The sequence below is a fragment of the Polynucleobacter sp. TUM22923 genome, from assembly GCF_030295705.1.
In the GTDB taxonomy this organism is placed as follows: domain Bacteria; phylum Pseudomonadota; class Gammaproteobacteria; order Burkholderiales; family Burkholderiaceae; genus Polynucleobacter.
Window position 1 is genome coordinate 1,691,539 of sequence record NZ_AP027274.1, and the last position, 24,818, is coordinate 1,716,356.

Here is a 24,818-nt window from a genome sequence, read left to right on the forward strand (position 1 = left end):
TTAACCCAACACACTCCGCTTGACCAAGATACCGATAAAGAAAATCACTGCGACGCTCAACAGAATAAAGCCCAATCTACGATTACTCGCAGACCGGATCTCTTTCAGTGAATGTTTAGATTCCTGCTGCATGCAATTCTTTAGCGTCAGGAGGTGTTTCAAAAGTATGGTGTGGCGCTGGCGATGGAATGGTCCACTCCAAACCTTTAGCACCATCCCATGGCTTCATGGGTGCTTTTTCACCATGGCCACGATAGGCTGGCATCACAACAAATACCAAGAAGTACACCTGAGATAAACCAAAACCTAGTGCGCCAATAGAGGCAACCATGTTGAAGTCAGCAAACTGTGTTGGGTAGTCCGCATAACGACGTGGCATACCTGCCAGACCCAAGAAATGCATTGGGAAGAAAGTAACGTTGAAGAAGATCATGGAAGTCCAAAAGTGGATCTTGCCACGCGTCTCATTAGCCATATAGCCAGTCCACTTTGGACACCAGTAGTAGAAGCCAGCAAACATCGCAAATAAAGATCCAGCAACTAAAACGTAGTGGAAATGGGCAACTACATAATAGGTATCTTGTGCACCAATATCAATCGGCGCTAATGCCAAGATCAAGCCTGTGAAACCACCCATGGTGAATACGAAAATAAAACCGACTGCCCACAACATTGGGGTTTCAAAGGTCATAGACCCTTTCCACATTGTTGCAATCCAGTTAAAAATCTTCACGCCCGTTGGCACTGCGATCAACATCGTGGCGTACATGAAGAACAGCTGGCCAGTTACTGGCATGCCTGTTGCAAACATGTGATGAGCCCAAACAATGAAGGACAGAATTGCAATGGATGAAGTTGCATAAACCATCGAACTGTAACCAAACAAGGTTTTTCTGGAGAATGCCGGAATAATCTCACTCACGATTCCAAAAGCCGGAAGAATCATGATGTAAACCTCAGGGTGACCAAAGAACCAAAAAATATGCTGGAACATGATTGGATCGCCGCCACCGACTGCGGAGAAGAAGGATGTACCAAAATGGCGATCTGTCAGAACCATCGTAATTGCACCAGCCAATACTGGCATTACAGCAATTAACAAGTAAGCCGTAATCAACCAAGTCCAGCAGAACATTGGCATTTTCATCAATGTCAAACCGGGAGCGCGCATGTTCAAAATGGTAACGATGATATTGATCGAGCCCATGATCGAGGAAGCGCCCAATAAATGGAGGGCAAAAATAGCCATATCAAGGCCAGGCCCCATCTGCGATGTCAATGGCGCATACAAAGTCCAACCACCGGCAGGAGCACCGCCAGGAGCTAAGAATGAACCAAACAGTAAACATGCAGCCACTGGCAAGATCCAGAAACTAAAGTTGTTCATGCGGGCAAAAGCCATGTCAGACGCACCAATTTGCAATGGAACCATCCAGTTTGCAAATCCCACGAATGCTGGCATGATCGCACCGAAAACCATCACAAGACCATGCATGGTTGTTAATTGATTAAAAAACTCGGGGCGGAAAAACTGGAGGCCTGGCTGGAATAACTCCAGACGAATACCTAAAGCCATTACGCCACCAGCTAACAAGCTCACAAAAGAAAAAATCAGATACATTGTACCGATATCTTTATGGTTGGTAGCAAACAACCAACGACGCCAGCCATGCGGCGTATGGTCATCATGTGCGTGATCGTGTGCGTGATCGTGTGTTGTAGAGACTGTGCTCATGGATTACTCCGGTTTAATTTAATGTCTATCAATTAATAAAAAGAATTATTTGCCTGCGCGCGTAACAACAATGTCTTGAGTCTGAACAACGTCACCCGTTTTGTTGCCCCATGCGTTACGGGTGTAGGTAATGACCGCAGCAATATCGCCATCAGAAATCACGCCAGACCATTTCGGCATTGCATTTTTGCCGTTCAACAAAATATTGTATTGACCTTCTTTAGGACCCAATACAACCTTGCTGGCATCTAAAGCAGGGAATGTGCCCGCACCCTTACCGTTTGCTTGGTGGCATGCAGCACAATTTGCGGCATACACTTTGGCGCCGCGCTCTTTTTGCTCATCTAATGTGTAAACCTTAGATGGGTCATCTGAGGCTGCCGCCATTTCTTTTTTCTTCTCTGCAACCCATGCGGTGTAATCTTCTGGCGAAACTACGCGAACGACAATCGGCATAAACGCATGCTGGGCACCGCACAACTCCGAACATTGCCCGCGGAAGGTGCCGATTTTTTCTGCCCTGAACCAAGTATCACGAACAAATCCAGGAATCGCATCTTGCTTTACGCCGAATGCTGGAATTGTCCAAGCATGAATAACGTCATTAGCGGTGGTAATTAAACGGATTTTTTTACCGACCGGAACAACCATTTCATTATCAACTTCCATCAAATAGGTATTTGATTTGGGTGCGAGGTTATTAATTGATTCACGGGATGTCGACAATGTAGAGAGGAAGTTGATTCCCTCACCTTCGCCTTTGATGTAGTCATATCCCCATTTCCACTGATATCCAGTGGTTTTGATGGTGATGTCTGAATTGGTGGTGTCCTTCATAGCAACAACCGTTTTAGTTGCTGGTAAGGCCATTCCAATAACGATAAGCAATGGAATAACTGTCCAAATAATTTCGACAGTGGTGCTTTCGTGGAATGAGGCAGATTTTGCACCCAATGATTTACGGTGCTTGAGAATTGAATAAAACATCACTCCAAACACGCCAACAAAAATTACTGCGCAAATGACCAACATCATCCAATGCAACCAATGAATCTCTTGCATGATTTTTGTTGCAGGTGCAGCAAAATTAAGCTGCATTACCTGTGGGCCACCGGGCATATTCTCGGAAGCAACTGCCGCTGCAGCACCAAATGCGCCTACCAAATAGAGCAATGCTCTAGTGACTTTTCCAAATAAATTCATCTTATTCTCTGTTTGTTGTCTTAAAGTCTGTAGCAATCCTGCTTCAGGTGGTCCAAAAGAACGATTTCGATCCAATAACTAATACCAAGATTATAGGGTTAATTGAGCTTTGTAACAAACCCAGCAACACTGCCAGTCTTTAGACCTCATAAAGCTTATATAGATAGTAAACACTCACACTTAATCAGAATCAATTGTTGTCTTGCGCTGTATTTGCTTTGGGTCGATATAAGCGATGTGATCTTGTGGCTTTGCTAGATGTTTGCCAAGCGCCCAAGCATGTCCATAAATGACTTCTAAGGTAAGTTTTTTGGGTAAATCTGCTACTTTTGGAGTTCTGTGACCCAATGATGAAACCAACTTTAAAGCTATTGCATCAGTGATCAGCAGTTCATCAGCAACATATTCCAGATGGAGAAACTCCATATCCATCACAGGATCAGAAAAGCGCTCTCCAAGCAGGGCATCTCCCATGTCATGCATATCCCACGGGCTAGCTAGTGGCTCAATAGCTAGCTGTTTAGCCAAACCCGCAACCTGCAGCTCTTTTCCGGTATCGGGTCCAAGATAGCTAAATGAGAGTAAGCCACCCTCTTTCAGCACCCTCCAACACTCCCGCAAGAAATACTTTGGATCAGGAAGATCTTGGATCAATAGAGTACTGAAAACCAAATCAACAGAATGGTCAGGAAGGTCAATGCGACCCGTTTTTTCAAAATCTGACATGGAGATAAATGCCCCTGCCCTGCATCGAGAATTCCACCAGCGCCTTACCCTGAATTGCCAACGGGCAAAACCGGATATTTCTGACTCTGGGGCACTATGAAAACGCACACCCGGAAAACGCTTAGCAAGAAAGAGCGTATGTAGACCTAGGAAATCTGGAAGTACTAAGACATCCTTTACGTCTAACTTCACGATGTCTAATTTTTGCAGCATCCGGTCTGCAATTTCGTCTTGAAGCCATGCTATTGATTGGGTCATTGCGTGAGTATACTCAGCGCCCCATGCGCCGATTCGAGAACATTGTCCAAGCCTTTTGTGCGCATCTATTACCCCACGCCTGCATCGTCTGTGGTCATTATCAAGAACAAGCACTTTGCCTCTATTGCAGTGCGCTATTGGCAGAAAATCAACTCTATCACTACGAGTGCTGCCGAAAATGCGGCATTACCATGACTACAAGTGAACTCGCACAGGGATGCTGTCAAGAGTGCCTAATGAACCCACCGTTTTTTGATGAGACATACTGCTTAGATCGATATGACGGAATACTGCAAGCGGCTTTACATCAATTGAAATATCAGCGCCGCCTGGCCTGTGCCCATGGGCTGGCAATAGCATGGAATGAGCGAATGATCGAACCGCTTCAGGCCGTTGAAGCTGACTTCCTCTTTCCTGTGCCGCTCAGCCAGGAAAAACTCTGCTTCAGGGGCTTTAACCAAAGTTGGGAACTCGCTAGAAGAATTCGTTGTACCGTCAATATTCAGAAGCATGCCCATGTTTTAATGCGCCACCATCACACCCAACATCAAGCCGCTGAAAATAGAATCAATCGCCATAAAGCGATTCGCGATATGTTTTATGTCAATCCACAATATCAAGCATTATTACAAGGCAGTAGCATTGTGATTTTTGATGATGTCATGACTAGCGGAGCCACTCTGAACGAGATCGCTCGCGTTCTGAAGGACAATGGCGTAAGTCGGGTTATCAATTGGGTTCTACTGAGAACACAAAGACCCTCCAAGCAACTCAGAAACTAAAGTGCAAAACATGTTCAACATTGTTTTATTCGAACCAGAGATACCACCGAATACTGGCAACATTATTCGTCTATGTGCCAATACAGGAGCCAAACTCCACTTAATTGAGCCACTGGGTTTTCCTATGGAAGATGCCAAGCTTCGTAGGGCTGGACTTGACTATCATGAGTTCGCCAAGGTGAAGGTGCACCCAAACTGGCAACAGTTTCTAATAGACGAGCAACCGAAACCTAATCGTATTTTTGCATTGACTACCAAGGGCTCTGGAAAGTTTCATGAAGGCCAATACTTGGCAGATGATTATTTTGTTTTTGGCTCTGAAACAAAAGGAATCAGCGATGAGGTGCGAAGTTCCATACCAATACCCAACCAGATGCGCTTAGCGATGTACGCTAGTAGTCGCAGCTTGAATCTATCAAATACTGTTGCAATTGTGGTTTATGAGGCATGGAGACAAAACGGACTTACTGGCGGCGCTTGATTCTCTACTAAGCCTCAACGGTGGGATCGCGACCCATTAATTTTTTCACAGCCTGATCTGGTGCTAACTTTCCTGACAAGACATCACCCATCATCGCAGTAATCGGCATCTCCACTCCTAAGCGAGTGGCTAAATCTGCAACGGCGGAAGCGCATAAAACACCTTCAGCTACATGTCCTAGACTCTTTAATATTTCTGGTAAAGACTGGCCTGCCGCTAGCGCAAGACCTACACGGCGATTACGCGATAAGTCTCCTGTTGCAGTCAAGATTAAATCACCTACGCCAGTGAGTCCCATGCATGTCTCAGGTCTTCCGCCGGCCGCTTTTACTAGGCGCATCATTTCTGCAAGCCCCCGAGTTAATACAGCAGCTCTTGCATTGAGCCCAAGATCCAAACCGTCACCGATGCCTGCTGCAATAGCGAGTACATTTTTAATAGCACCACCTAATTCAACGCCAACCAAATCATCGCTAGCGTAAATTCGCATATTGCCATGATGAAAAGCCGCTTGAACAATGCCACATAAAACAGTAGATCTACTCGCCACTGTCAGGGCACAGGGCATACCATTGCCAACCTCTTGAGCAAAACTAGGCCCGGACACTACGCCATATTGATGTTGTAAGCCGCGACTATGTAGCCGATCTTCACGTTCCACAACTTGGTGTGGCAGTAGGGTCGTGATAGGTTCTAGACCTTTACATAACCAAATAATATTCAGTGAATGTTTCGCAGCATCTAATGCCCGCGCAACGGTTTCTGACAATCCTGACATCGGGGTGGCTATTACTAGCAGGTCATCCGCAGAAAGCCGTTCGATCGCCTGTTGAAAGTCTGCCTCTAATTGAAGTTCTTGAGGTAACAAAACCTTTGGCAAATAAGCGGCATTCTCACCCGTCTTCTCAATACCCTCGAGCTGCCCAGCATTTCTAGACCATAAGCAAACATCGCCTGACTGCAAGTGACGCGCAGCTTGCGCGGCCATAGCCGTGCCCCAGGAACCAGCTCCAAGCAGTGTCACTTTCATAGTTTGTGACCTTTTGTCCAGATTAGTTAGGGAGGGTTCCCTTGCTTTCTTCGACAGCGGCTAGTTGAGCCTGCATCATGCGATGCTCATACATGCCGTGGAAATTCATCTCGTTTAAATGAATTGGCTGGAAGCCAGCACGACTGATTGTATCTGCAATATTTGAGCGCAAATAGGGATACAAAATAGTTGGGCAGGCGATACCGAGCATTGGATCGACTTGTTCTGGCGGGATATTATTGAACTCAAAAATACCTGCTTGTTTTGCCTCAACCAAAAACAGTGCTTTGTCGTCCACCTTAGCAGTAACAGTAGCGATCAAAGCCACTTCAAAAATGTCATCACTTAAGCGGGTCACGGCAACATCTACCTCAACCTCGACTTGTGGCTCTGCTGCAATCAATAAAATTTGGGGTGCATGCGGCTGCTCTAGCGATAAATCTTTAAGATAAATTCGTTGAATCCGAAAACCGGGCTCTTTTGAGTTATCCGCATTATCTTGGACGGGAATGGTCTGATCGGTCATTGCAAACTTTCTAATTGAATTTTTTAAGCTAATAATGGGTCAAGCTGCCCAGCACGATCTAAGGCCACTAGATCGTCATAACCACCTACATGGGTATCGCCGATATAAATTTGAGGAACTGTGCGACGACCTGTACGAGTCATCATTGTTTCGCGCTGAGCTGGATCGCGATCAATTAAGATTTTCTCAAGATCGGCAACGCCTTTCTTTTGTAGGAGCTTTTCTGCCATTACACAGTAGGGGCAAACTTGGGTGCTATACATGATCACTGTGGGCATGATTTAGTCTCCGAAAATCAATTATTTAACGAGGGGCAGGGCTGCGGCCTGCCAAGCCTGCACGCCACCATCCAAAGTGCTTAGCTCTGCAAAACCCATTTTTTGTACTTCTGTAAGGGCCTTACGTGAGCTAGCACCCGTTCCGCAAACCAGAATCAGCGGATTTTTACGGTCTAACTTTAGCTTTTCAATGCTAGAGGTGATTTGTGCTGCGGATACATTCTTTGCACCTGGCAAATGGCCCGCTTTAAATTCAGTATCGGAGCGAAGGTCAACAACGGCTGCTTTTCGGCGATTCATCCAAATCGTCGCCTCAGCAGGAGATAAGCCTTTTCCGCTAATAAGCGTAGATAATGTAGGCAAGAAGAGTGCTAAGCCGGATACTAGTAGGAGGGCTATAAGCGCTAGATTATCAATTTGTGTGAGAAAGTTCATCACCGGATTATAGAATGGCTCTATGAAACAACTTGTCCTTATTCGTCATGGCGAATCCGCCTGGAACCTCGAAAACCGCTTTACTGGTTGGGCAGACGTTGACTTAACCCCAAAAGGGACCGAACAAGCCCTAGCAGCCGGAGAAAACCTCCGCAAAGCAGGATATGAGTTTGATGTGGCCTACACCTCGGTATTAAGACGGGCCATTAGAACCTTATGGCATGTTCAAGACACTATGGATTTAATGTGGCTCCCTGTTGTGCATAGCTGGAGGCTTAATGAGCGTCACTATGGTGCCCTCACCGGCCTGAACAAAGCAGAGACGGCTGCCCAATACGGGGATGCCCAAGTACATATTTGGCGTCGCTCCTACGATGTTCGTCCGCCACTATTGGAGGCTGATGATGAGCGCAATGCCCATCAGGACCGTCGCTATGCAAAATTGAATCCCAGTGACATTCCTCTCGGTGAATGCTTAAAAGACAATGTCGAGCGCGTGCTTCCCTTATGGAACGAGTCTATTGCCCCAGCCCTAAAAGCCGGCAAGCGGGTATTACTGGTTGCGCACGGCAACAGTATTCGCTCTTTAATTAAGTATTTAGATCAAGTCTCTGATGAGGACATTATGGAAATTAACGTCCCCAACGGTATTCCACTTGTTTATGAGCTTGATGACAATCTCAAACCAATTCAACATTTTTATCTCGATTAAGGTAAAACTAGTACATGCGCCAATTCATGAAAAACTTCGCCCTTATTGCTGTCGGCCTTATAGCCGGGGTTGCAGCAACCATTCAACTTTCAGCAACAGCACAGCAGGGTTCAACACTGCCCCTTGATGAGCTGCGCACTTTATCGAATGTTTTTGCTCAAATCAAGCGCGAGTATGTTGAGCCAATCGAAGATAAGCAATTACTTACGGATGCCGTAAAGGGTATGGTGAGTAGTCTTGATCCGCATTCCACTTATTTAGACAAAAAAGATTTTTCTGAAATGCAGGAACAGACTTCAGGTAAGTTTGCGGGCCTCGGAATTGAAATCACCTCTGAAGATGGTGTGGTTAAAGTACTAAATCCAATTGAAGATAGCCCTGCGGCACGTGCTGGCCTCCAAGCGGGTGATCTCATTACCCGCTTAGATGACAAGCCCGTGCGTGGCATGTCCTTGGATAAAGCCGTTCGTACAATGCGTGGTGCACCCGGCACAAAAATTACCTTAACGGTATTTCGTAAAAGCGAAGATCGTAGCTTCCCGGTAACGATCACACGCGCTGAAATTAAAGTGCAATCGGTTAAAACTAAAATTTTAGATAACAACATCGCTTGGGTGAGAGTGACTAGCTTTCAAGAGCGCACCGTTCCTGATTTAGCTAAAAAATTAACTGAGATTGCTAGTCAAGACCCTAAACTCAAAGGCGTTATTCTGGATCTCAGAAATAATGGCGGCGGTTTATTGCAAGGGGCAGTTGGTGTCGCAGCGGCATTTCTACCAGCAGATGCGGTCATTGTTTCAACTAAAGGTCAAACAGCAGACTCCAAGCAAATATTCAATGCCACACCTGCCATGTATCGATTGAGTGAACCTGGAGATCCCCTAGCTGGAGTACCTGCAATATTTAAAAAATTGCCTATGGTTGTTTTGGTTAATGCGTATTCTGCATCCGCCTCTGAGATTGTTGCTGGCGCTTTGCAAGATTACAAGCGTGCAACCATTATTGGTAAGACTACCTTTGGCAAAGGATCAGTTCAAACAGTACGCCCCCTAACAAATGATTCCGCTTTAAAGATCACCACTGCCTATTACTACACACCTACTGGTAAGTCTATTCAAGCCTACGGTATCAAACCGGATATTGCTGTTGATCAAAATAAAGATGGCGATCCTGATGACGTATTGATTACCCGTGAAATTGATAGTGAGAAGCACTTACGCAATAAGCAATCTTCAGAAGAAAAATTGGCTGCTGATCGTGAGAAGCGTCGACTCGAAGAGTTGCAGCGCATCGAAGAAAAGAACGCTAAGAAAACACCCGAAGAAAAAGAAAAAGATAAGGCCAAGAAACCTGTAGAGTTAGGCGGTGCGGATGACTTTATGCTAACTCAGGCAGTAGCCTTTATTAATGGCGACCCTGTAAAGCGCTCCGCTTCTAAGCTTGAGTAAGTTGCACGGCGCTATTACAGTTTCTCAATGAATGACGGGCAGTTACTTCGCTATTCAAGGCATCTATTGCTAGATGAAATTGATGTGCAGGGGCAAGAGAGACTACTAGCCGCTCGCGTGCTGATTATTGGTGCAGGCGGCTTAGGTAGTGCGGCTGCGCCCTATTTAGCTGCTGCAGGCGTTGGAACAATAACATTAGTAGATCATGACCTAGTTGAATTGACTAATCTGCAACGTCAAATCATGCATACCGAGCATTCTCTTGGGAAAAGTAAAGTAGATTCGGGAAAGCAGTTTCTATTAGGATTAAATTCTGAGCTAATCATTCACGCTATTCAAGAAAAAGCATCTGAGGCTCTACTCAAATCACTGCTACCTAGCATCGATGTCGTATTAGATTGCACGGATAACTTTGCTACTCGCCAGATCATAAATGCAGCATGCTTTCATCATCGAGTACCGCTAGTTTCTGGCTCAGCATTAAAGTTTGACGGACAACTCAATGTCTTTGATGCTCGAAACACAAAATCCCCTTGTTATGCCTGCCTATTTTCACCTCAAGAGCAATTTGAAGAAGTGAATTGCTCTAGCATGGGAATCTTCTCTCCTTTAGTCGGCATCATTGGTGCCATGCAAGCCGCACAAGCCTTGCAATTACTTATTGGGTTTGGTCAGCCACTAGTTGGAAGAATGCTACTTTGGAATGCACACAATACGCAAATTGATGAAATTCGACTTACTCGAAATCCAGAGTGTCTAGTGTGCGGGAATGCAGAAACCCCTACTAAGTCATTCGGTAATTAAGCCATCAAACTTTCTAAGGCAGCAGCCTGATCTTCTGGCTCTATAGCCATCAAGAGTGCTGGAATTCGAGACTTCAACGCTGCGACGTCAGCCTTCAAAATTTCCCGCTTCACCAACAGTAATTGACTGAAGTGCATCGAGAAATCTGTTAGGCCTAGACCCAATAATAATTTTGTCATCGAAGGGTCGCCAGCCATTTCCCCGCAGACTGCTACAGGGATATTTGCACGCTTTGCCTGATTAATAATGTTGTAGAGTAAGTTCAGGATTGCAGGATGAAAGGGGTCGTACAGGTGTGCCACTGCATGATCTGATCGATCAATCGCTAACGTGTACTGAATCAAATCATTTGTACCAATAGACAAAAAATCAAAACGATTGATAAACAAGGGAAGCACTAAAGCAGCCGCTGGAATTTCAATCATCGCGCCCACTTGAATATTTGGATTAAAAGCTTGCCCTCGTTGCAGTAGTTGCTGCTTCGCTTTTTCTATCAGGCGTAACGTCTCATCAATCTCTTTGACGTGGGCTAACATCGGAATCATGATGCGTGCCTGGCCATAGGCTGAGGCACGCAGGATCGCCCTCAATTGTGTGAGGAAAATCTCTGGCTCAGTTAAGGACCAACGGATGGCCCGTAATCCCAATGGCGAAGTACCTGTTTTAGATAAATCAGAGCCTGCGCCTAGAGCCTTATCCGCACCCACATCGATCGTCCGAATATTGACAGGTAATCCGTGCATCAAATCTACCACCTGACGGTACTCTTGATACTGACGCTCTTCATCTGGGAGCGCTTGATTGCGATCCATAAATAAAAATTCAGAGCGAAATAAACCAACACCAATAGCACCTAAATCAATCGCATGCGTCGCATCTTCTGGCAACTCAATATTGGCTAGTAATTTAATGGCTACATGATCCACTGTTTCAGTAGGTGATAATTTGAGATCTTGCAACTTCTCAATTTCTGCTTCTGCTTTTGCTTGCAGAACTCGGTATTGGGCCAGTAATTGCTCATCAGGAGCAACAACTACAACACCGTGTTCACCATCCACCACCAACCAGTCCCCATGACGAATCATCTCGCTAGCGTGGCGCACGCCTACTACCGCAGGTATTTCCATGCTTCTCGCAACAATTGCAGTATGCGATGTTTTGCCGCCTAGATCAGTTACAAAACCCGTAAAAGCATGCTCTTTAAATCGCAACATATCGTGTGGTGCGATGTCATGGGCAACAATAATAGAATCTACGCCCACATCTCTTAAAGATGGTGGCTCCTTGCTCTCTAGATTCTCTTTCTTTTGTGCGCTGAGGGCCTTGAGGACACGCTCTGCTACCTGACGAATATCATTCGCCCGCTCTTTGAGGTAGGTGTCCTCAATCTCTGAAAACTGTTCCAAAAGATCATTGAGTTCAGTAGTCAAAGCCCAGGCCGCATTTAAACGTTGCGTCCGAATCAGCTTGAGCGGCTTCTCTGCCAATGCAGGGTCAGCTAAGATCATCCCGTGTACATCTAAAAATGCAGCCATTTCTTGCGGCGCATCTTTGGGCAACCCTTTGCGCAATTGGGCCAGCTCTAAATGCACTTGCTCAAAGGCGTCTAACAATCTTTTCGCCTCTGCCTCTTCTTGACCAACTTCAATCAAATAATGACTTACCTCTAATGCCGCACGAGAGATCAACACAGCTCTGCCAATAGCAATACCATTCGATACTGGAATTCCATGCAAAGCAAAAGTCACTATTATTCGCCCTCACCAAATCGATTATTAATAAGCTCAGTTAATGCTGTCATTGCCTCATCTGCTTGATCGCCGATGGTCTCTAAGGTAACTGTGCTGCCGATACCAGCAGCAAGCATCATCACACCCATGATGCTCTTAGCGTTAATTTGGCGACCGTTTCGAGACAACAAAATTTCACAGGGAAATGCTGCTGCCAGTTGCGATAATTTCGCAGAAGCGCGAGCATGCAAACCTAGTTTATTAATAATTTCTATTTCTATAACCGGCATAGTGACTATTATTTCTCCGTAGTTACTTGATGGGCTTTACTACCTAGACGCAAGATTCCATTCTGGCCACCTTGGAGCGCCTTCTGTGCAAGCTCCTCCAGACCCTCACTACGATGAGAGATGCAGCGCATTAGCATTGGCAGATTTAATCCGGCCAATACAATAACCGGGGACTTCAATCCCGATAGAGGACCCAATGCCTCTAGTTTAGAAGCGACATTGGCAGGTGTGGCGCCCATGACATCCGTCAAAATCAACAAGCCCTTGCCGGTATCAACACCATATGCGGCTTTTAAAACACGATCAAAGCTTGCCTTAGTATCTTCATACGGCGGAATATCTACAGCCCTCACTCCTTCAGGCAACAAACCAAATATATGCTCCGCAAATCCCAGCATGGCATTTGCTACCGGAGTGTGAGCAACAATGATGATTCCAACCATGTTTAATTCAATGCCTTTTCAAGCGCTTTGAGCCAAAACTGGGGGACGTCAAATCCAGTCTGCTCGGTAATTTCTACAAAACAAGTAGGACTCGTTACATTAATTTCGGTGACATACCCACCAATTAAATCCAATCCCACCAAAAATAAGCCCCGCTCATTCAGTATAGGTGCCAAACGCTCTGCAACCGTTCTTTCAGGCTCTGTCAAAGCCATTGCAACACCCTTACCACCAGCAGCTAAATTACCCCGAATTTCACTGCCTTGTGGAATACGCGCCAGAGAAAAAGGGATCACTTCGCCACCGATTAATAGAACCCGCTTATCACCTTGAGAAATCTCAGGCAAGAAACGCTGAATCATCAAAGTTCGGGCGCCGTTCTCACCCAAAGTCTCAACAATACTGGCCAAGTTCAAGCCGTCTGGCCCCACCCTAAAAATGCCCATGCCGCCCATGCCATCTAAGGGCTTAATCACAATGTCGCGGTACTCATTATGAAAAGCACTAATGGCACTTAGTTCGCGTGTCACTAGCGTTGGGGGAATAAGCTCGGGAAACTCAGTAATGGAAAGCTTTTCAGAATGATCACGCACTGCTTGTGGATGATTTATGACTCTTGCACCCTGTCGCACCGCGGCGGATAGTAACCAGGTCGTATTTAAATATTCAATATCAAATGGGGGATCAGTGCGCATTAGCACTACTGCAAAAGTGTTGAGAGCGCGCCCCTCGATTGCCGCCAATTCAAACCATGATGTACTACTTGGCTTTATCTTAAGCGACTGACAATCGGCAACCACTGAGTTACCTCTCCACAGCAGATTACGGCTTTCGCAAAACCACAATTGGTGACCAGCCTCCTGCGCCACACGCATCATGGCTAAGGTTGAGTCTTTGTTAACTTTAAAAGACTCTAATGGATCAGCAATAAAAAGTAGGTCCATTTCGGTATCTTGGTATCTAAGTATCTAAATATAAAAAATTAAGCAGATTCAGCATTAGGATCAGACCGCTCGAGCTCTAAGGAAGCTGCTAGCAATGCTAAACGCGCCACTACCCCATAAAGATAAAAACGATTTGGAGGAGCGCTACCGGGCTTGGCACCAAGATCAGGTATCGAATTCTGTTCAAATGCTAGCGGCACAAAATGCATACCAGGCGCGTTGAGATTTTCGTTAGGACCGCGATCAGTGTGCACGCGATAGAAGCCACCAATAACGTAACGGTCAATCATATATACCACTGGCTCAGCTACCGCCTCATTAACCTTCTCAAAGGTATAGACGCCCTCTTGAATTAATACATCGCTTACCTCAAGGCCCTCTTTAACTACACTCATCTTATTGCGGTCTTTGCGGTTTAGGCCTTTGAGCTGAGCAGGGTCGTTTACGACCATCACACCCATACCGTAGGTTCCAGCATCCGCCTTAACCACGACATACGGCTTTTCTTTAATCCCGTACTCACGGTATTTCTTGGCTGTTTTTTTAAGTATTTGCTCAACCGCAGTTTGTAACTCTTCTTCGCCCTTGCGCTCATGAAAGTTCACATTCGAGCAGCTATTGAAATAAGGGTTAATCATCCAAGGATCAATGTCTACTAACTTCGCAAACTTTTTAGCCACTTCATCGTATGCAGCAAAATGCGCTGACTTACGACGAATGTGCCAACCGGCATGAAGCCCTGGCAAAAGGTACTGCTCATGCAAATTTTCAAGGATCGGAGGAATGCCCGCGGATAAATCGTTATTGAGCAAAATGGAACATGGATCAAAATCCTTCAAACCAAGGCGCTGTTTTTTCAGGCCCAACCGAGATAAAGGCTCCATCAACAGCCGACTGCCATCTGGCAAATCAATCCATGTTGGTTTCTTAATCTCATCAGATAGCGTACCGAATCGAACATTGAGTCCCGCTTGTCGCAATATCGATGACAGACGCGCAATATTCTGTAAATAGAATGTGTTGCGAGTATGTCGCTCTGGTATCAACAATAAATTTTTTGCTTCAGGACAAATCTTCTCAATCGCTGCCATTGCAGCCTGAACTGCTAAGGGCAACATTTGCGGTGAAAGATTATTAAAGCCACCCGGGAAGAGATTGGTATCAACTGGTGCAAGCTTAAAGCCCGCATTACGCAAGTCGACAGAACAGTAGAACGGCGGCGTATGCTCTTGCCATTCCAGCCTAAACCAGCGCTCAATCGTGGGGGTTGCTTCCAATACCTTCGATTCGAGTTCGAAGAGGGGGCCGCTAAGGGCGGTGATGAGATGTGGGACCATTCACCATTGTAAGATTTTTAAAAGAAAGACGCGGAATCCGAGGATTCCGCGCTTAAAAACTAGGCAACCAAGCTAGGTCGCCTAGTGAGGGCTAAATCTACAGATTAGGACTCGTATGCAGTCTCACCATGTGAACTGATATCCAAGCCTTCGCGCTCTTCATCTTCCTTAACGCGCAAACCAATAACGATATCGACCAATTTGAAGGCAATGAAAGAGACTACGCCAGACCAGATTACGGTAGTAATCACGCCTTGACTCTGAATCCATAATTGGCTAGCAATAGAGTAATCAGGTGAAGCAGCATCGGCTACGTAATCCCAGATACCTGTGCCGCCCAAAGCTGGATCAGCAAAAACACCGGTCAACATTGCACCCAAAATACCGCCCACGCCATGCACACCAAATACGTCCAAGCTGTCATCTGAACCCAACATTTTCTTAAGGCCAGTAACACCCCAGAGACAAACTACGCCAGCAGCAGCACCAATCGCTAGTGCACCCATTGGGCCCACAAAGCCAGCAGCAGGCGTAATCGCAACTAAACCAGCTACGCAACCTGATGCACCGCCCAACATAGAAGGCTTGCCTTTAGTAACCCATTCAGCACATGACCAAGCTAAAACAGCAGCGGCAGTTGCCAATAGTGTGTTCACGAAAGCCAAAGCAGCCGAGCCATTTGCCTCTAACGCAGAACCTGCATTAAAACCAAACCAGCCGAACCACAAGAGTGAAGCACCAATCATCACAAATACTAAGTTATGTGGCTTCATGGCTTCTTTGCCGTAACCAAGACGTTTGCCAACCATAAATGATCCAACTAAGCCTGCAATCGCAGCGTTGATGTGAACAACAGTACCGCCAGCAAAGTCGAGAACACCTTTCTGCCACAACCAACCAGCACGAGCAGTGATTGCCTCGAGTGATGCAGCGTCTTTAATGTCATCAGGACCAGGCCAGAACCAAACCATATGAGCAATTGGTAAATAGCTGAATGTGAACCAAATAATCATAAATACAATGATCGCGGAAAACTTTGCACGCTCAGCAAATGAACCAATGATGAGACAGCAAGTAATCGTTGCAAACGCTGCTTGAAAAGACATAAATACAAATTCAGGGATCACGATACCTTTACTAAAGGTTGCGGCCACTGAGTCTGGAGTAATACCCGCCAAGAACAAACGATCTAGTCCGCCGATAAATGCACTACCTTCTGTAAATGCAAAGCTGTATCCATAAATAGCCCAGAGCACTGTAATTAGTGAGAACCCAAACATGCACTGCACTAATACAGAAAGGATGTTCTTGCTACGTGTTAAGCCACCGTAGAACAATGCCAAACCAGGCAATGTCATTAGAATAACCAACGCGGTGCAAAGTAGCATCCAAGCTGTGTCAGCCTTGTTTGGCACTAGTGCAGGTGCAACAGCTGCAGCCGCTGCAACAGCTGTGGCAGCTTGCTGAGCAAAAGCTGGCGAAGCTACCAACATTGAGGTTGCACCAATGGCTAAGGCCATTGCGCTTCCTGCTAGGAGTTTTTTCATCCAAGTTAACATTTTGAACCTCTCTTTAAAGTGCTGACGCGCCGGTTTCACCGGTACGAATACGAATGACGTGCTCAACTGTGGAGACAAAAATCTTGCCATCACCAATCTTGCCTGTACGAGCTGCTTTTTCAATTGCTTCAATCGCTCGCTCTAAGATGCCATCTTCAACAGCAGCCTCAACTTTGACCTTAGGTAAAAAGTCAACAACATACTCAGCACCGCGATACAACTCGGTGTGACCTTTTTGACGACCAAAGCCTTTAACTTCAGTGACGGTAATGCCCGAAACTCCCACTTCCGAGAGAGCTTCGCGCACTTCGTCAAGCTTGAAGGGCTTGATGATTGCGGTGATTAATTTCATGTGTTTCTCCGTTTGGGGGAATGAATTAGAAAGTTTTTGTTAGAGTCAATACGCCAGTAGAGCCACCTAGGTTTTTACCTGCTGGACTAACATATGCATAGCCACTTGAAAGCTTCTTTGCATTAGTTCCAATGTATGCTGCAGCTAAAGATAGTCCACCCCCAAAGTCTTTAGTTAAACCAAACTTCCAGTCTGTGTAACTATACTGACTAGAGTTAGATACTGGGTTACCGGTTTGTGATCCTGCAATGTATTGGTATCCAACGTGGCCATTCAAGGCTAAGCCCCAAATACCAGTGTCGTAATTAGCTGTTAAATCTGGATAATATGAACCAGAGCTATTTTGATTGCCAAATGTATTAGTTACTGCGTATGAGAATTTTAAGAAACCAGTTATTGGACCAAACGTATAGTTCTGAGCTGCGTAAAGTTCTGTTGTATTTGGGTTAACGTTTGGACTTGTAAAGTTGCCGCTGGTTGGATAGTAGTACTGCAAAACACCAAAATCAGAAGCAAAACCTTCGCCAATTAATTCTTTTTTAATACCGGCATAAAAATCCATCTCAATACTCGAGGCTACCCCTGGACTATTTCCATTTACCCACTGAATGGAACTATTCCAGTTACCAATATAGAAACCACTCTCATGAGAGTAATCAAAGCCGCCTTGGATAGCTGGTCTTAAGTTTGACTGTGAGATACCACGAAAGCGATAGTCACTCACTAAAGAAATGTTTGCTGTAATTGGACTAACTTCAGGGGCCTCAGGTGCTGCTGCAGGCGCTGTCTGTGCAAAAGCTGCTGTTGCCATTAGGCTTGAGGCTACTAAAGCAATTGCTGTCTTTTGAATCGTTTTCATGTGCTGCTCCTTGATATATGTAATGAAAAGGGATTGGAAATTTATTGCATAGACCGATTCTGAGACTTCAGTTTTTTTAGAAAGTGGCGACATGCACCTAAATAAGCGCTATGCTCAGTTTTGGTGCGTATATATGCACCATTTCAGGTCATTTTCGTGAAATAGCTGCATTTTTGATAGGTTTTACCTATTTTGAGCACTACAACTTAAAATATTAAGTGTGTCTTTTAAGCAACTTTTTATAGAACGGTGATCAGAATCATGCAAAAACCAGGCGAAATCCTAGAACAAATTCAGCGCATTGCTAGTGATATGCAAAGCAAAGTTGGCGATGCCATTCGAAACTCACCTGCACAGGAGATCGAAAAGAATGTGCGCGCCATGATGAGCCAGGGATTTCAGAAGATGGATTTAGTTACTCGTGAGGAATTTGAATTGCAATCCCGAGTGCTCTCCAAAACCCGTGAAAAATTAGAGGCACTTGAAGCTAAAGTGGCCGCTTTAGAAAAGTCTTAAGTTTTGATGCAGGATTATTCTGGGCGGAACTCATCAAAGAAGTTTGAGTAAGCCTCTTCAGAGAAAAACTTTTTTGCCTCAACTCTTGCTGGTGCAGTGTGTAGTACCGAAATCTGATACACCCAAGCCCCTCTCTCTGGGGTGATTCTGGTGATCCATCGAACTCGCATAGAAGTCTCAATGGCGCCGGTAGAGGGAAACTCTAAAAAGTAATCTTTGGTAACGATTTTTTGACGGCTGACAGTCTGATAGAAATCGTCTTTACTGACAGCATTGTCTAAGTTGACATTTGCTCTCTTAAAAAGGTTGTCTTGTAATTGCGCTAATAAATTGGGTAAGAACTCAACTTGGCTCTGATTCAGCTGCGTTGCACTCACTGAATAAATATCATCATCAATTTTTACCGCCTCCAAGGTTTGTGGTATTTCTTGACCTTGATAAGGAATTTTGCGATCTAATTTTTCTGGCTTTCCAGGAAATAATGCAGTGTAGTTTTCCTGAGGAGACTGCACGGTGCGCCAATCTAACTTTGGACTACAAGCCGTCAGAAGGAAAGTTGCTACTAGCGATGCAACGGCATAACTAACGATCCGCCTAGACAATCCCTACTCCGTGTGCCTGTTGATCTGCATGATAACTAGAGCGCACCATCGCGCCCACAGCAGCATGCGAGAAGCCCATGGCATAGGCCTCTGTTTCAAAATGCTTAAAAACATCTGGGTGGACATAACGCTTCACTGGAAGGTGATGTCCTGAGGGTGCCAAATATTGGCCAATCGTGAGCATATCAATCTGGTGCTCACGCATATCGCGCATCACTGCCAAAATCTCTTCGTCGGTTTCGCCTAAACCCACCATCAAACCGCTCTTGGTAGGAATATGCGGAAAGCGTTCCTTAAAGTCTTTTAAGAGCTTTAAGGAGTGGCCGTAATCTGCACCTGGCCGAGCCTCTTTGTATAAACGTGGCACTGTCTCTAAATTGTGATTCATCACATCAGGCAAACCCGCCGGCGCATGTTCACTAAAAATATCTAGTGCTTTATCTAGGCGTCCACGGAAATCGGGAACCAAAACCTCAATGCGGGTATTGGGGGATAGCGCTCTAGATTGAGAAATGCAATCTACATAATGCATTGCTCCACCATCACGCAGGTCATCGCGATCCACACTAGTGATCACAACATAATTTAACTTGAGGGCAGCAATTGTGCGCGCTAAATTAGCAGGCTCTCTTGTATCCAAGGGATCAGGTCTACCGTGCCCAACATCACAAAATGGGCAGCGGCGCGTACATTTATCACCCATGATCATAAAAGTAGCAGTGCCCTTACCAAAACACTCGCCAATGTTAGGGCAGCTTGCTTCTTCGCAAACGGTAACTAATTCATTCTCACGCAGGATCTTTTTAATTTCATTAAAACGTGAATTTCCTGAGGCAGCTTTTACCCGAATCCAGTCTGGCTTCTTCAGCACCTCATGCAAAGGAATAATCTTGATGGGGATGCGCGCCGTTTTTTCAGCGGACTTTTGCTTGCGCGTAGCGTCGTAATTAAGGTCCTGTCGCACGTTGGCAACAAGTTCGGGTTCGGGCTTAATAATGGTCATATTGAAATCAATTGCTTTTGCAAATGCCCTATGAGGGTTTGGCTAATCGTACCCTTATTGTCCTTGATCCCAAGCGTTTGCATGTCTATTGTCCGTAAGCCCTCATAACCACAAGGGTGGATACGTGCAAAAGCCCCTAGATCGGTAGCCACATTGAGAGCCAGACCATGATAAGAGCATCCTTTTGAGATCTTGAGCCCTAAAGCAGCAATTTTAGTGCCCTGGTATTCAAGTGCAACAGCACTGTTTTGCGCAATATAAATTCCAGGGGCGCCAGGATGCCTTTCTGCCTGAATGGCAAAATCAGTCAGGGTATCAATCAAGGATTGCTCAATTCGGGAAACTAGCTCTTTTACAAATAATCCTAGGCGCCTTAAATCTAGCAGGAGGTAGACCACAATCTGCCCAGGCCCGTGGTAAGTAATTTCTCCACCTCGATCAACCTGCACCAAGGGAATGCGGCTACTGGGATCATGCAAATTACTGGGATCACCCGCCAAGCCTAAGGTAAAAACAGGGGGGTGCTCTAGCACCCAAATTTCATCTGGAGTATTGCTGTCACGCCTTTGTGTGAAATCACGCATCGCCTGATAGGTCGACTCGTAATCGACCAACCCAAGATGTTTTACCAAAATACTCATACCAATCAGTTAGAGAACAACGCTCACTAATGGATGGGTAGAAAGCGTGCGGTAGAGCTCATCTAATTGTTCACGGCTAGTAGCCGTAATAGGCAAAGTAATCCCTAAATAGTTGCCGTCCTTAGATGGCCTTTGCTCAACTTTATTTTCATCAAAAGTGGGGTCAAACTGATGTGCAATATACAAGATTGCCGGCAAGTAATCTGGATTGACTTTTCCCATCACCTTAATTGGAAATTCAGATGGGTATTCAATTAATGATTTTTCTTCGGCCATGATCTGATCTATCTTTCTATATGGGGTTTTTATTGAGTTTTACGGTGGTCTGGCATTCCCAACCAGGCGCTAGTGATGATATTGCGAATGCAATGTAAACGGCGATGAAAAAAATGATCTGCACCGGGTACTACTTGAACAGTTAACTCTTGTGGTCGCGCCCAATCGAAAACATCAATCAAGGGGATGGTTTCATCAACTTCACCATGAATCAACATCGTATCTGCTGGCACAGGAGCTAACTCCCACTTGCCGGCTGCACTACCCACCATGACTAAGCGCTCTGCTGGACGACCAAGCTCAGATAGCTTTTGAACCAAGTGTGTACCCACAAAACTACCGAATGAAAAACCGGAAACTACCAAGGGAAGTGCATTTGCATTAGTAATCCAGGCCTGCTGTGCCGTTGCCTCAGTGGCAGCCCAGCCCGAAGGGGTGCGCATCCAATCAGTAATGTAGAGAAGATCTTCCATCTCACCAGCGCCGTGGTCATGCACACCAGCGGTAGCGCCCACTCCACGAAAATTAGGGCGCACACTCACATAACCCAATTGGTTAAAGGCACGCGCCATTGTTTGTGCTACTTTGTTATCCATAGTGCCACCCATTAAGGGATGGGGATGTGCCACTAAGGCTAAACCTCTCAAAGCAAAATCAGGATTATTTTTTAGCTCATCCGGCAAGTCAATAGATATTTCTATTTGACCAACAATACCATCGATCTGAATGACTTTGGTACGACTATTCATGAATTCACTTTCTGTACTCGACTAAGCCAATTGAAGTCGCTCGACAGGGCGATTCTGAATTAAATGGGACTGAATAATTTCTTCAATATCTTCGATATCAATAAAGGTATACCAAATACCTGCGGGATACACCACCATCACCGGTCCATCAGCACAGCGATCAAGGCAACCCGCTTTATTCACACGTATTTTTCCGGGACCAGAGAGTCCGAGCTCTTTCACGCGATCTTTCGCATATTTAAACAACGCAAATGCATTGTGTCGATCACAACAGTCCTCACCATTGCTACGATCATTGAGGCAGAAAAAAAGATGGTGCTGAAAGCTCATAAAAGATATCGATCAAGTTTTTAATTGAACTGCAAATGTATTGCGAATAACCCAAAACAGGGCTAATGGTAACCATACCACTGAAACCCATTGCATCAGTTCGTTAAAGTGTATTAGCCGTCCTTGATACCAGTGTCTAAGAGTCAAAATAAAGTAAGGATTGTCAGGCAAAAAATTAATCGCTATTGTGGCGCTCAGTAAGCAAAGAAGCGTGAGCCAGAATTTACTTCCCTTGGATAAAAGTAGCGCCCATCTCAGCAAAATACTGCCCAGAATCATTCCCCAAATTGCACCTGCCGTTAGCCACAAAAAACTCAATTCGACCCCAAATTGCAGTGTTGTAAAAATAACCTTCATTAGCACTGTTAAGCAAAGTAGGCCGTTCAATATATTCCACTGAGGCGCCTTGGAGCGCATCCCCATGGAGAGCAATAAACCAGTACCCAGCCAACATAAGGCGGTAATGATCGATTCCTGAACGACGTGATTCATCACCATCGTTCCCCAATCTACCGAAGCAAATATGGCATGCCCCCAGACCCCCGTACCCAACCAAGAGCTTTGAGGATAAATCTGCGACCAGGGAAATAATAAAAATAAGGCGCAGGCTGCCCAGTTCACTCCAAACCATTGGTCAAAACGACGGCGAATGGCGCTACCGGATAGCCACTGGGGACCCAAAGGAATGGCTAGTAAGCCACCCAACAACCCTCCCAATACATTCGCCCACCAATCCATTTGACTTGGAATGCGGGTTGGCAGCCAAGTTTGCAACGATTCAGCGCTAAAACTCAAAATGGCACTGATGATCAAAGCTATGCCTAGAGCAACAAAATTGCGCCAACGCGGGTAGCAAGCGAAAACCAACATAAAGCCCAATGGAATGTAGGCCAAGATATTGACCAACACATCAAAAAGCGTAATAAAACGAGGTAGTGGAGCCTCTAGCCACGCCAAAACACTGATTCCATTTTGAAAGTTGAAATCAAAAGGGGTCAAACTGATATAAAAGATCAGAAGCCCGTAGCCTAAGCTGATAGCCCTAGCCAAAGGCATAGCCTGGAGTGGCCAAACAAACTTACGAGGGCGCTGGTCTTCCTGATTCATTCCCCAATTCTAGGGCAGACCTTTCTACAATAGAGAAATGAGCTGGAATTGCCTACTTGAGCGTGTTGCCACTACCCAATCGACCAATGATGATTTATTGGCTCGTTGGCGTGCTGGCACACTGGAGCAACCAGTCGCCAGGATAGCCCGCCAACAAACTGCTGGTAAAGGCAGAGCTGGTAGGGTCTGGCTCGCCCAAGCAGAAGATACGCTGTGTTTCTCCCTCGCCTACCCATTCTCATGTCGTCCACATGCGTTAAGTGGTCTGAGTTTAGTGATTGGCTTGTGCGTCATTAACGGCATTGCGGCAGCACTAGGCACAACGGAAAATGCCCTCTTCGACCAAGGGCTCAGACTCAAATGGCCTAATGATTTATTGCTCAATAACGCCAAACTTGGCGGCATTCTGATCGAGGGGGGCCAAGTTAATCCGAGCTCCCCAACTTGGATGATTATTGGCGTAGGTTTAAATATTCAAAATGAAACCGCGTTGCAACAAAAACTTGAAGGGCAATCGGCCTTTGGCGCTGCTGCACTAGAGCAGCTCGTTTCTAAGGAAGCCCCTGTTCCCGATATTGAATTTATTTGGCTCAAGATAATCGACTCCTTTGAGAAGTACCTTACTGAATTTGAGCGATCTGGCTTTACTCCATTTAAAGATGCCTGGGAACGTTGGGATGCTTTTCGTGGCCAGGCTATTTATATCCCCGGAGCCGGTACACAAACGCTGCATGGTATTGCTTCTGGCGTAGATTCCTCCGGTGCATTGCTCTTAAACCAACCGCACCAAAACATTGCCATTCATGCTGGTGATGTTTCTTTACGAATGCAACTATGAGTCTCTATTTATTATTTGATGTTGGCAATACCCGCCTAAAGTGGGCCGCCGTTGAGTCCACCCAAAATACTGCCGACCGTAACAAAAAACTGTGGGCCTACTCTGGATCCATTCTTACCAAATCATTTCAGTCAGCAGAACTCCGCGCAGAGTTATCTGATTACATTGCCAAGACTTTGCCTAAGCCTGATGCTATAGGCTTTTGCTGTGTAGCGGGCCATGACATCCTAGAAAACCTTCAATCCCTGTTTCCACAATGGACAGATCTGCAATGGAGACAGCTTACTGGTGACAGCCCTTACGAGGGTATGCGCACACGCTATGAAGAGCCCCACAAACTCGGCGCAGATCGCTGGGCAGCCTTGATTGGGGCGAGGGCCCTGTCTAATGTCAATACACTCGTGGTTAATACGGGAACAGCAACCACTATTGATTTATTGGGCGGCAATGGAATGCATTATGGAGGCTGGATATTGCCAGGCTTAAGCTTGATGCAGGAGAGCTTGCAAAGCAATACCGCACAATTACCTCTAGCCATTCGCTCAAATCTATCGCCAACCCAAGCTAGCTTTGCGACCAACACCGATCAAGCGATTATTGATGGCTGCGATGCGGCTCAAATAGGGGCAATTGTTCGCGCATGTCAGTTAGCAAAAGAAATGAATCACCCTGTTGAACGCATTTGGCTAGATGGTGGCAATGCCAAAATTTTGGCCAGCGAGATCAAACGACATTCAGAATTAGCGGCGTTACCTGTGGAGCCCATTGAAGGCTTAGTGCTACGCGGCCTCTGGGCCTGGCTGTTACAAAGCCTCTAGTACTTT

Annotated in this window: 32 protein-coding genes; 9 read left to right on the top strand and 23 right to left on the bottom strand. The window is 45.7% G+C overall.

What is annotated here, in order from left to right; genetic code table 11:
• From QUD86_RS09525 to QUD86_RS08630, 4 genes are all read right to left on the bottom strand, one after another.
• Positions 1-216 (bottom strand): cytochrome oxidase small assembly protein, encoded by a 216-nt coding sequence (locus QUD86_RS09525; RefSeq protein ID WP_353506527.1) that lies wholly within the window; start codon positions 214-216, stop codon positions 1-3.
• Entirely contained in the window at positions 116-1,735 is a 1,620-nt protein-coding gene (ctaD, locus tag QUD86_RS08620; protein WP_286296689.1) for a cytochrome c oxidase subunit I, read from the bottom strand. The genes QUD86_RS09525 and ctaD overlap by 101 nt, the downstream gene beginning before the upstream one ends.
• Positions 1,736-1,780: 45 nt before the next feature.
• Positions 1,781-2,938 carry a cytochrome c oxidase subunit II gene (coxB, locus tag QUD86_RS08625; protein ID WP_286296690.1) on the bottom strand — a complete coding sequence of 386 codons (1,158 nt, stop codon included), beginning with the start codon at positions 2,936-2,938 and terminating at the stop codon, positions 1,781-1,783.
• 180 nt (positions 2,939-3,118) lie between these two features.
• The gene (locus QUD86_RS08630; protein WP_286296691.1) at positions 3,119-3,922 is read right to left on the bottom strand and encodes a methyltransferase domain-containing protein; all 804 of its coding nucleotides are present in this window, start codon (positions 3,920-3,922) and stop codon (positions 3,119-3,121) included.
• A 3-nt stretch (positions 3,923-3,925) separates the two neighbouring features.
• Here QUD86_RS08630 and QUD86_RS08635 point away from each other — a divergent pair, with 3 nt between their 5' ends.
• From QUD86_RS08635 to trmL, 3 genes are read left to right on the top strand one after another with little or no spacing between them, the layout of a single operon-like run.
• Positions 3,926-4,117 carry a hypothetical protein gene (locus QUD86_RS08635; RefSeq protein ID WP_286296694.1) on the top strand — a complete coding sequence of 64 codons (192 nt, stop codon included), beginning with the start codon at positions 3,926-3,928 and terminating at the stop codon, positions 4,115-4,117.
• Between the two features lie 41 nt (positions 4,118-4,158).
• On the top strand, positions 4,159-4,704 hold the full coding sequence (locus QUD86_RS08640) for a ComF family protein (RefSeq protein WP_286296696.1): 546 nt from the start codon (positions 4,159-4,161) through the stop codon (positions 4,702-4,704).
• 10 nt (positions 4,705-4,714) lie between these two features.
• Positions 4,715-5,185, top strand: a complete 471-nt coding sequence (gene trmL / locus QUD86_RS08645) for a tRNA (uridine(34)/cytosine(34)/5-carboxymethylaminomethyluridine(34)-2'-O)-methyltransferase TrmL (protein WP_286296699.1) — start codon at positions 4,715-4,717, stop codon at positions 5,183-5,185.
• Between the two features lie 7 nt (positions 5,186-5,192).
• Here the strand turns inward: trmL and QUD86_RS08650 are convergent, their stop codons facing one another.
• The 4 genes from QUD86_RS08650 to QUD86_RS08665 are packed head-to-tail and all read right to left on the bottom strand — an operon-like array spanning position 5,193 to position 7,454.
• Positions 5,193-6,215, bottom strand: coding sequence for an NAD(P)H-dependent glycerol-3-phosphate dehydrogenase (locus QUD86_RS08650; RefSeq protein WP_286296701.1), 1,023 nt, complete (start codon positions 6,213-6,215; stop codon positions 5,193-5,195).
• 22 nt (positions 6,216-6,237) lie between these two features.
• Positions 6,238-6,741 (bottom strand): protein-export chaperone SecB, encoded by a 504-nt coding sequence (gene secB / locus QUD86_RS08655; RefSeq protein WP_286296703.1) that lies wholly within the window; start codon positions 6,739-6,741, stop codon positions 6,238-6,240.
• 23 nt (positions 6,742-6,764) lie between these two features.
• Positions 6,765-7,019, bottom strand: a complete 255-nt coding sequence (gene grxC / locus QUD86_RS08660) for a glutaredoxin 3 (RefSeq protein WP_286296705.1) — start codon at positions 7,017-7,019, stop codon at positions 6,765-6,767.
• Positions 7,020-7,040: 21 nt separating this feature from the next.
• Entirely contained in the window at positions 7,041-7,454 is a 414-nt protein-coding gene (locus tag QUD86_RS08665) for a rhodanese-like domain-containing protein (RefSeq protein ID WP_286296708.1), read from the bottom strand.
• Between the two features lie 22 nt (positions 7,455-7,476).
• On the opposite strand from QUD86_RS08665, the gene gpmA reads away from it, so the two are divergent.
• Genes gpmA through QUD86_RS08680 form a run of 3 tightly spaced genes read left to right on the top strand, consistent with a single transcriptional unit; the run spans position 7,477 to position 10,418 of the window.
• Positions 7,477-8,166, top strand: a complete 690-nt coding sequence (gene gpmA / locus QUD86_RS08670; RefSeq protein ID WP_286296710.1) for a 2,3-diphosphoglycerate-dependent phosphoglycerate mutase — start codon at positions 7,477-7,479, stop codon at positions 8,164-8,166.
• 14 nt (positions 8,167-8,180) lie between these two features.
• Positions 8,181-9,614 carry a S41 family peptidase gene (locus tag QUD86_RS08675; RefSeq protein ID WP_286296711.1) on the top strand — a complete coding sequence of 478 codons (1,434 nt, stop codon included), beginning with the start codon at positions 8,181-8,183 and terminating at the stop codon, positions 9,612-9,614.
• A gap of 27 nt (positions 9,615-9,641) precedes the next feature.
• Positions 9,642-10,418, top strand: coding sequence for a HesA/MoeB/ThiF family protein (locus tag QUD86_RS08680; protein ID WP_286296712.1), 777 nt, complete (start codon positions 9,642-9,644; stop codon positions 10,416-10,418).
• Here QUD86_RS08680 and ptsP read toward each other — a convergent pair.
• The 8 genes from ptsP to QUD86_RS08720 form a co-directional block, all read right to left on the bottom strand.
• Complete coding sequence (gene ptsP / locus QUD86_RS08685) at positions 10,415-12,166, bottom strand: phosphoenolpyruvate--protein phosphotransferase (protein WP_286296714.1); 1,752 nt, start codon at positions 12,164-12,166, stop codon at positions 10,415-10,417. The genes QUD86_RS08680 and ptsP overlap by 4 nt on opposite strands.
• A gap of 2 nt (positions 12,167-12,168) precedes the next feature.
• Positions 12,169-12,438, bottom strand: a complete 270-nt coding sequence (locus QUD86_RS08690) for an HPr family phosphocarrier protein (protein WP_286296716.1) — start codon at positions 12,436-12,438, stop codon at positions 12,169-12,171.
• An 8-nt stretch (positions 12,439-12,446) separates the two neighbouring features.
• Complete coding sequence (locus tag QUD86_RS08695; RefSeq protein WP_286296719.1) at positions 12,447-12,881, bottom strand: PTS sugar transporter subunit IIA; 435 nt, start codon at positions 12,879-12,881, stop codon at positions 12,447-12,449.
• Between the two features lie 2 nt (positions 12,882-12,883).
• Positions 12,884-13,825, bottom strand: a complete 942-nt coding sequence (gene gshB, locus QUD86_RS08700) for a glutathione synthase (protein WP_286296722.1) — start codon at positions 13,823-13,825, stop codon at positions 12,884-12,886.
• A 38-nt stretch (positions 13,826-13,863) separates the two neighbouring features.
• Complete coding sequence (gene gshA, locus QUD86_RS08705) at positions 13,864-15,162, bottom strand: glutamate--cysteine ligase (protein WP_286296724.1); 1,299 nt, start codon at positions 15,160-15,162, stop codon at positions 13,864-13,866.
• 104 nt (positions 15,163-15,266) lie between these two features.
• Positions 15,267-16,721: an ammonium transporter gene (locus QUD86_RS08710; RefSeq protein WP_286296726.1), complete on the bottom strand. Its 1,455-nt coding sequence runs from the start codon at positions 16,719-16,721 to the stop codon at positions 15,267-15,269.
• A 13-nt stretch (positions 16,722-16,734) separates the two neighbouring features.
• Positions 16,735-17,073, bottom strand: a complete 339-nt coding sequence (locus QUD86_RS08715; protein ID WP_286296727.1) for a P-II family nitrogen regulator — start codon at positions 17,071-17,073, stop codon at positions 16,735-16,737.
• A 25-nt stretch (positions 17,074-17,098) separates the two neighbouring features.
• Complete coding sequence (locus QUD86_RS08720; RefSeq protein ID WP_286298734.1) at positions 17,099-17,932, bottom strand: TorF family putative porin; 834 nt, start codon at positions 17,930-17,932, stop codon at positions 17,099-17,101.
• A gap of 261 nt (positions 17,933-18,193) precedes the next feature.
• Between QUD86_RS08720 and QUD86_RS08725 the strand changes: the two genes are divergently transcribed.
• A complete protein-coding gene (locus QUD86_RS08725) occupies positions 18,194-18,448 on the top strand; it encodes an accessory factor UbiK family protein (protein WP_286296728.1) in 255 nt (84 codons plus the stop codon).
• A 14-nt stretch (positions 18,449-18,462) separates the two neighbouring features.
• On the opposite strand, the gene QUD86_RS08730 is transcribed toward QUD86_RS08725, so the two are convergent.
• Genes QUD86_RS08730 through QUD86_RS08760 form a run of 7 tightly spaced genes read right to left on the bottom strand, consistent with a single transcriptional unit; the run spans position 18,463 to position 23,156 of the window.
• On the bottom strand, positions 18,463-19,050 hold the full coding sequence (locus tag QUD86_RS08730; RefSeq protein ID WP_286296730.1) for a hypothetical protein: 588 nt from the start codon (positions 19,048-19,050) through the stop codon (positions 18,463-18,465).
• The gene (gene lipA / locus QUD86_RS08735; RefSeq protein ID WP_286296732.1) at positions 19,043-20,053 is read right to left on the bottom strand and encodes a lipoyl synthase; all 1,011 of its coding nucleotides are present in this window, start codon (positions 20,051-20,053) and stop codon (positions 19,043-19,045) included. Before lipA ends, QUD86_RS08730 begins: the two co-directional genes overlap by 8 nt.
• Positions 20,050-20,694, bottom strand: a complete 645-nt coding sequence (gene lipB, locus QUD86_RS08740) for a lipoyl(octanoyl) transferase LipB (RefSeq protein WP_286296735.1) — start codon at positions 20,692-20,694, stop codon at positions 20,050-20,052. Before lipB ends, lipA begins: the two co-directional genes overlap by 4 nt.
• 9 nt (positions 20,695-20,703) lie before the next feature.
• On the bottom strand, positions 20,704-20,970 hold the full coding sequence (locus QUD86_RS08745; RefSeq protein WP_100379828.1) for a DUF493 family protein: 267 nt from the start codon (positions 20,968-20,970) through the stop codon (positions 20,704-20,706).
• A gap of 29 nt (positions 20,971-20,999) precedes the next feature.
• Positions 21,000-21,719 carry an alpha/beta hydrolase gene (locus QUD86_RS08750; RefSeq protein WP_286296737.1) on the bottom strand — a complete coding sequence of 240 codons (720 nt, stop codon included), beginning with the start codon at positions 21,717-21,719 and terminating at the stop codon, positions 21,000-21,002.
• Between the two features lie 21 nt (positions 21,720-21,740).
• Entirely contained in the window at positions 21,741-22,049 is a 309-nt protein-coding gene (locus tag QUD86_RS08755) for a (2Fe-2S) ferredoxin domain-containing protein (RefSeq protein WP_286296739.1), read from the bottom strand.
• A gap of 12 nt (positions 22,050-22,061) precedes the next feature.
• Positions 22,062-23,156 carry a VanZ family protein gene (locus tag QUD86_RS08760; protein ID WP_286296742.1) on the bottom strand — a complete coding sequence of 365 codons (1,095 nt, stop codon included), beginning with the start codon at positions 23,154-23,156 and terminating at the stop codon, positions 22,062-22,064.
• A 37-nt stretch (positions 23,157-23,193) separates the two neighbouring features.
• Between QUD86_RS08760 and QUD86_RS08765 the strand changes: the two genes are divergently transcribed.
• Positions 23,194-23,994 (top strand): biotin--[acetyl-CoA-carboxylase] ligase, encoded by an 801-nt coding sequence (locus QUD86_RS08765; protein ID WP_286296744.1) that lies wholly within the window; start codon positions 23,194-23,196, stop codon positions 23,992-23,994.
• Positions 23,991-24,812, top strand: coding sequence for a type III pantothenate kinase (locus QUD86_RS08770; RefSeq protein ID WP_286296747.1), 822 nt, complete (start codon positions 23,991-23,993; stop codon positions 24,810-24,812). Before QUD86_RS08765 ends, QUD86_RS08770 begins: the two co-directional genes overlap by 4 nt.
• The last annotated feature ends 6 nt before the right edge of the window (positions 24,813-24,818 follow it).